Genomic DNA, 5,534 nt, shown 5'->3' with positions numbered 1-5,534 from the left:
GACGCACGAGGCACCCGCCGAGGCCGCAGCCGCCGAGGCCATCCCGCCGGCCTCCGAGCCGTTCGTGGCCGAAGCCGACGCCGAGGGAGACGCGTTCGAGCGTGCCTCGCGCGCCTTCCGTAGCACCGGCACCGTGCGCACCGTCCCTGCTGCGGCCGCGAGTGCCCGGTCGTTCGCCAGCGCCGCCGACGTGCAGGGTGCGGCGGCCGAACACGTCGCATCGCGTCCCCGCCGTCTCCGGCGCTTCGTGACGGTCGGCGCGACCGTCGGTGTCATGGGTCTGGCCGGACTGCTCGCGGTCTCCATGACGCTGCCCGCCGAGGCCGTCGCCGCCGCGCGCGGAGGGTCGATGGCCTCGACCTCCCTCGTGACCGCTGCCGCCGCCGACGCCGCGGGGTCGGCGAAGGACGAGATTCAGGCCTTCGTCGCGCCCTCCGACGTGCAGAACGCACCGCTCACCCGCAACGACGACTACAGCACGGTCTCGCTCGTCGAGGTCGCGGCCGAGCAGGGCATCAACTACTCGGGCGAGGTCTTCACGAACGACCCCGACGCCGCCATCCAGTGGCCGTTCATGGTCGGCGTCGGCATGTCGTACGGCTATGGCATGCGCAGCGGACGCCTGCACGAGGGCATCGACTTCACCCCCGGCAACGGCGCGCCCATCCAGGCGATCGCCGACGGCGTGGTGCGCACCGCCACGGAGCAGGGCGGCGCCTACGGGGTCACGGTCTACATCGACCACGTGATCGACGGCCAGACCATCACCAGCCACTATGCGCACATGCAGTACGGCTCGCTCCAGGTGAAGGCGGGCGACCGGGTCACCGTCGGCACCGTCATCGGCAAGACCGGGAACACGGGCCGCTCCTACGGCGCGCACCTCCACTTCGAGCTCATCGTCAACGGCACGACGATCGACCCGATGCCGTGGCTCCGCGCCAACGCCGGACGCACGTCGTACTGACCGGCCTGATTTCATGAGGACGCCACAGTGATGGTATTCTCGTGTGGTTGCCCCGCGAGGGGCAGCACGCCCCGATAGCTCAGTGGCAGAGCACTTCCATGGTAAGGAAGGGGTCGTCAGTTCAATCCTGACTCGGGGCTCGGAGTTCGCATCTGCGATGCGGATGCCGTGCGGCAGGGTAGCTCAGTTGGTGAGAGCGCACGACTCATAATCGTGAGGTCGCGGGTTCAAGCCCCGCTCCTGCTACAGCTCGAAACCCCCGGATACGTCCGGGGGTTTCGTCGTATCCGCGGACTAGAGTGAGAGCCGTTCCGTGCCCTCGCGCGGACGAGCGAGGCGGGCTCCCCGGAAAGAGGACCGCCGTGCCGACCCCCGCTCCCTCCGCGACCGCTGTCTACTGCCATGCGCATCGGGCGGTGATGGTCGCCGTGACGGACAGGGCGGGCGTCTCGCTCGGACTGGAGGACATCGCGGGCCCCGTCTCCTGGGACGAGCTCATCGCCGCGGGCTACGGCCTCGCGGTCGCGGCGGGCGCACTGTCCGGTGCGGTGGCCGGGCTCCGCTGCCGGGGAGTCTCCGTCGCCGACGTGCTCGGCGCGTCGATCGAGGACCCCCACCACACGATCGATCGCGCCGACCTGCGCCGCGCGGCCGCCTGGCTCGCCGACGGGCTTGCCCGCGACGAGGAGCAGCCGCTCGACGACATGACCGCCGAGGTGATCGGCACCGACGTGCTGTGGGACCCCCACGCCCACGGACGACGACCGCATCGCCGCCGTCGTGTTCGCGATCGTCACCGTCAGTGCACAGGCCGTCGGGGAGCGGAGCTGAGCCTGCGGCGCGCTCTGCCCGCGCTGGCTCGGCTGATCCCGCGCAGGCTCCCAGGGAGCGGAGCTGAGCGTGCGGTGCGCTCCGTCCCCGCTGGCTCGGCTAATCCCGCACAGGCCGTCGGGGAGCAGAGCTGACCGTGACACCCGGCCCCGCGCGCGCCGGGCCGCCCGACCATGGCCAGCGCCCTCGGCCGCACGGGCCATCCGGAACCCGGAGGTCATGTCAAGCCCCTGCGCTCGGGCCCGCCGGCACGGGAGACTGGCGCTCCACGAGGCCGAGGAACGGAGATCCCATGTCAGACCCGAACAGCAACGCCGCCGACGATGGCCCCGAGGTGGACGCCGTCGGTGTGGACGCCGACATCGTCACCAACGATCACGACCCCGAGCCCGACGACCTTCCGGCCAGCGAAGACGACGACGACGACCTCGACGTCGCCGACCTCCCCTGACCGGTCACCGGTCCGCGGTCGACGGGTCGGACCCCTCCGGCCCGTCGACCACGGTGGGCGTCCGTCCGCCGGCGCGCTGAGCGGCCTCCAGCCGCTCCGCCTCCTCGCCGCTGATGGCTTCGCCGCGTGCCACGAGTCCCGCCTGGTCGGACAGGGGGATCTGCTTGAGGAACAGCGACAGCAGCAGCGCGAGCGCCACGAACGGCACCAGGTACCAGAACACCGGGGCGAGCGCATCGGCGTACGCGGTCACGATCCCGTCGCGCACCTCGTCGGGCAGCGCGCTGAGCGTTGCGGGGTCGATGGTCGACGCGGCCTGCGACGCCTGATCCGGCGAGGCACCGGCTCCGGCGAACACGCCGAGCAGGTTCTCCGTCAGCCGCGTCGTGAAGATCGTGCCGAACACGGCCACTCCGAGGGATGCCCCCACCTCCCGGAAGTAGTTGTTGGTGCTCGTCGCGGTGCCGATCTCGCCCGCGGGCACGGCGTTCTGGACCACCAGCACCACGACCTGCATGATGAGCCCGAGGCCCGCGCCGAACACGAACAGGAAGACGCAGATCAGCCAGATCGGCGTCTCGGCCGACAGCGTGGTCATCGCGACCATCGAGAGGCCCGTCACGATCGTGCCGACGATCGGGTAGACCTTGTACTTCCCGGTCTTCGAGATCGCGATGCCCGAGAAGATGGACGTGCCCATCAGGCCCACCATCATCGGGATCATCAGCAGCCCGGAGGCCGCGGCCGACGTGCCGGACGACATCTGCAGGAACGTGGGCACGAAGCCGATCGCCGCGAACATGCCGATCCCGAGCACCAGTCCGATGGCCGTCGCGTTCACGAAGATCGGGTTGCGGAACAGGCTCAGCGGGATGATCGGGTCCTGCGCCCTGGACTCGGTGATGACGAACGCGGTCGCGGCGACCACGAGGCCGGCGCCCCACGCCCAGGTCGCCAGCGAATCCCACCCGAACTCCTTGTCGCCGCCGAAGTCGGTGAAGAAGATCAGGCACGTCGTCGCGAGGGAGAGGAAGATCACGCCGAGCACGTCGATGCGCTTCTCGGCCTTCTTGCTGGGCAGCTGCAGCGCGACCAGCGCGATCACGAACGCCGCGATCCCGACCGGGATGTTGATGTAGAACGCCCACTGCCACGTCATGTGGTCGACGAAGAACCCGCCGAGCAGCGGACCGGCCACGGCGGAGAGCCCGAACACGGCACCGAGCGGACCCATGTACTTGCCGCGCTCGTTGGCGGGCACGATGTCGGCGATGATCGCCTGCGACAGGATCATCAGTCCGCCGCCGCCGAGGCCCTGCAGCGCCCGGAACACGACGAACATCCAGAAGTCGGTCGCCAGGGCGCAGCCCACCGACGCGAGCGTGAAGAGCGCGATCGCGACGAGGAACAGGCTGCGACGACCGAGCACGTCGCCGAACTTGCCGTAGATCGGCATCACGATGGTGGTGGCCAGCAGGTACGCGGTCGTGATCCACACCTGGTGGTCGACGCCGCCGAGCTGGCCCACGATGGTCGGCATCGCGGTCGACACGATGGTCTGATCGAGGCTCGCGAGCAGCATGCCGGCGATCAGGGCGCTGAAGATGATCCAGATGCGACGCTTCGTGAGCAGGAAGGGCGCGTCGGCGGTGGCGGTGGCGGACATTCAGTGGGCTTTCTGTGCGGGGGAGTACAGGTCGCGCGCGAGCCGGAGACGGCGTCGGATCAGCTCGGCGAACGGCTCGGTGGAGTGGTGGTGCAGGAGCTGTTCCATGCACAGGCGCACGAGGGCACCGACGGACTGCACGAGCACCTGCGCGCGCAGCTCGGCGTCCTCGACGCCCTCGAGCCGGCGGGTGATCAGGGCGACGTCGCGCCGCTCGTGCTTCTCCTGCTGCTCGAACGCGGCCTTGAGCAGTCGCGGTTCGTGCTCGATCACGGCGAACAGCTCGGCGGCATGCTCGACGGGGTCGAACAGGGAGAAGCGGGCGACGGTGAGCTCGACGAAGTCGTCGAGCAGGTCGCCGTCGGCGTTCGCGAAAGCGTCCTCCAGCTCCTCCTGGCGGGAGTCGATCACGGCGATGCCGAAGACCGCGTTCTCCTTGCTCTCGAAGTAGTTGAAGAACGTGCGGCGCGACACCCCGGCCTCGGTGCACAGCTCCTCGATCGTGAAGCCGGCGAAGCCCCGTTCGACCGTCCAGCGCCGCGCCACCGAGGTGAGCGCGCGAGACGTCTCGCGCTTGCGCTGCTCCCTCGTCGATTCTGCACTTGCATCCATAGAGTGCAACTTTGCACTTTCAACCTTGGAGTGCACTGTGAGAGTGCGTTTCTCTGCCCGCCCGGAAAAACCGTCGACGAATTCGTGACGTCCGAGGTGCCTCATGCGTCTTAGTGGTGTCGTAAGAACACGGCCCGCGCCCCACGGTGCGGACACACGGATGAAGGAGCTCGAGATGGCGAACGTGACGGGGGGCAGCCAGCCCAAGGCTCAGGTCGTACCGACGGCGCAGGCCGCAGCGGTGGGGAAGACCACGATCGAGGACGCGGTCGTCGCGAAGATCGCGGGCATCGCGGCCCGTGAGGTCAGCGGCGTCTATGCGCTCGGCGGCGGGGCTGCCCGCATGATGGGCGCGATCCGAGACGTGCTGAACACGACCGACCTCTCGCAGGGCGTGAGCGTGGAGGTCGGCGAGACGCAGGTGGCCGTCGACGTCACGATCGTCGCGGAGTACCCGGTGTCGCTGCAGAAGGTGGCCGACGACGTGCGCACGGCCATCCACCGGGCCATGGTCGACCTGGTCGGCATGGACGTCGCCGAGATCAACGTGAGCGTCAACGACGTGCACATCCCCTCGGACGACGACGCCGACGCCGAGGAGGCGCGAGTCCAGTGAACGCCTCGGTGATCGGCGGAGCTGCGGCCGCGGTCCTCGCACTGACCTGGATCGTGCTGGGCTTCTGGGCGTTCCTGCTCGTGCTCCTCGCGATGCTCGTCGGCGCGGCGGCCGGGCGCATCGCCGACGGTCGCCTGGACGTCCGGGCGCTCGCCGAGGTGGTCCGCGGACGGCGGTCGTCCTCGTGAGCGTCGAGCGGGCAGGGGCGTCGACGGGTGTGGCGGGGGCCACGTCCGTCGAGGCCCGCGCCCTGCACCGGATCGCCCTCGGCATCGCCAGGGATGCCGCAGGCGTGGGGCTCGACGACATCGCGGTGGAGCTGGGCGACCGGCGCGGCGACCTGCGCGTCACGGTGGCCGTGCCCGTCGTGCTGGCGCGCTCCGACGGCACG

8 protein-coding genes and 2 tRNA genes are annotated in these 5,534 nt (G+C 69.9%); 8 read left to right on the top strand and 2 right to left on the bottom strand.

Translation table 11 applies throughout. The annotated features are described in order from the left end of the window. The 5 genes from DW309_RS03070 to DW309_RS19290 all read left to right on the top strand — a co-directional run. Positions 1-967 (top strand): M23 family metallopeptidase (locus DW309_RS03070; RefSeq protein WP_136044527.1); only part of this gene is annotated, 967 nt, incomplete at its 5' end. Between the two features lie 68 nt (positions 968-1,035). Continuing rightward, positions 1,036-1,107, top strand: a tRNA-Thr gene (locus DW309_RS03065). Positions 1,108-1,139: 32 nt separating this feature from the next. Next, positions 1,140-1,213, top strand: a tRNA-Met gene (locus DW309_RS03060). 116 nt (positions 1,214-1,329) lie between these two features. Then, positions 1,330-1,932, top strand: coding sequence for a hypothetical protein (locus DW309_RS03055; RefSeq protein ID WP_136044526.1), 603 nt, complete (start codon positions 1,330-1,332; stop codon positions 1,930-1,932). A gap of 158 nt (positions 1,933-2,090) precedes the next feature. Continuing rightward, entirely contained in the window at positions 2,091-2,249 is a 159-nt protein-coding gene (locus tag DW309_RS19290) for a hypothetical protein (protein ID WP_168387156.1), read from the top strand. 4 nt (positions 2,250-2,253) lie between these two features. Here the strand turns inward: DW309_RS19290 and DW309_RS03050 are convergent, their stop codons facing one another. Both DW309_RS03050 and DW309_RS03045 read right to left on the bottom strand, forming a co-directional pair. Beyond that, entirely contained in the window at positions 2,254-3,915 is a 1,662-nt protein-coding gene (locus DW309_RS03050; RefSeq protein ID WP_136044525.1) for an MDR family MFS transporter, read from the bottom strand. Further along, complete coding sequence (locus DW309_RS03045; RefSeq protein WP_136044524.1) at positions 3,916-4,527, bottom strand: TetR/AcrR family transcriptional regulator; 612 nt, start codon at positions 4,525-4,527, stop codon at positions 3,916-3,918. A gap of 175 nt (positions 4,528-4,702) precedes the next feature. Between DW309_RS03045 and DW309_RS03040 the strand changes: the two genes are divergently transcribed. From DW309_RS03040 to DW309_RS03030, 3 genes are all read left to right on the top strand, one after another. Continuing rightward, positions 4,703-5,143 carry an Asp23/Gls24 family envelope stress response protein gene (locus tag DW309_RS03040; RefSeq protein WP_240744574.1) on the top strand — a complete coding sequence of 147 codons (441 nt, stop codon included), beginning with the start codon at positions 4,703-4,705 and terminating at the stop codon, positions 5,141-5,143. Then, positions 5,140-5,331 carry a DUF2273 domain-containing protein gene (locus tag DW309_RS03035; RefSeq protein WP_136031662.1) on the top strand — a complete coding sequence of 64 codons (192 nt, stop codon included), beginning with the start codon at positions 5,140-5,142 and terminating at the stop codon, positions 5,329-5,331. The genes DW309_RS03040 and DW309_RS03035 overlap by 4 nt, the downstream gene beginning before the upstream one ends. Next, positions 5,328-5,534, top strand: a 207-nt coding sequence (locus DW309_RS03030) for a hypothetical protein (protein ID WP_136044523.1), incomplete at its 3' end; no start/stop codon positions are given. The genes DW309_RS03035 and DW309_RS03030, both read left to right, overlap by 4 nt.

Origin of the sequence: Microbacterium sp. K41, from assembly GCF_004794395.1 — a bacterium.
GTDB lineage: Bacteria > Actinomycetota > Actinomycetes > Actinomycetales > Microbacteriaceae > Microbacterium > Microbacterium sufflavum.
The sequence above is the reverse complement of the archived record's forward strand: the minus strand, read 5'-3'. Positions and strand labels throughout refer to the sequence as shown.

Excerpts from the sequence above, each read along its gene's own strand:
- DW309_RS19290 (WP_168387156.1), top strand. The coding sequence starts at position 2,091 with ATGTCAGACCCGAACAGCAACGCCGCCGACGATGGCCCCGAGGTGGAC.
- DW309_RS03050 (WP_136044525.1), bottom strand. The coding sequence starts at position 3,915 with ATGTCCGCCACCGCCACCGCCGACGCGCCCTTCCTGCTCACGAAGCGT.
- DW309_RS03045 (WP_136044524.1), bottom strand. The coding sequence starts at position 4,527 with ATGGATGCAAGTGCAGAATCGACGAGGGAGCAGCGCAAGCGCGAGACG.
- DW309_RS03040 (WP_240744574.1), top strand. The coding sequence starts at position 4,703 with ATGGCGAACGTGACGGGGGGCAGCCAGCCCAAGGCTCAGGTCGTACCG.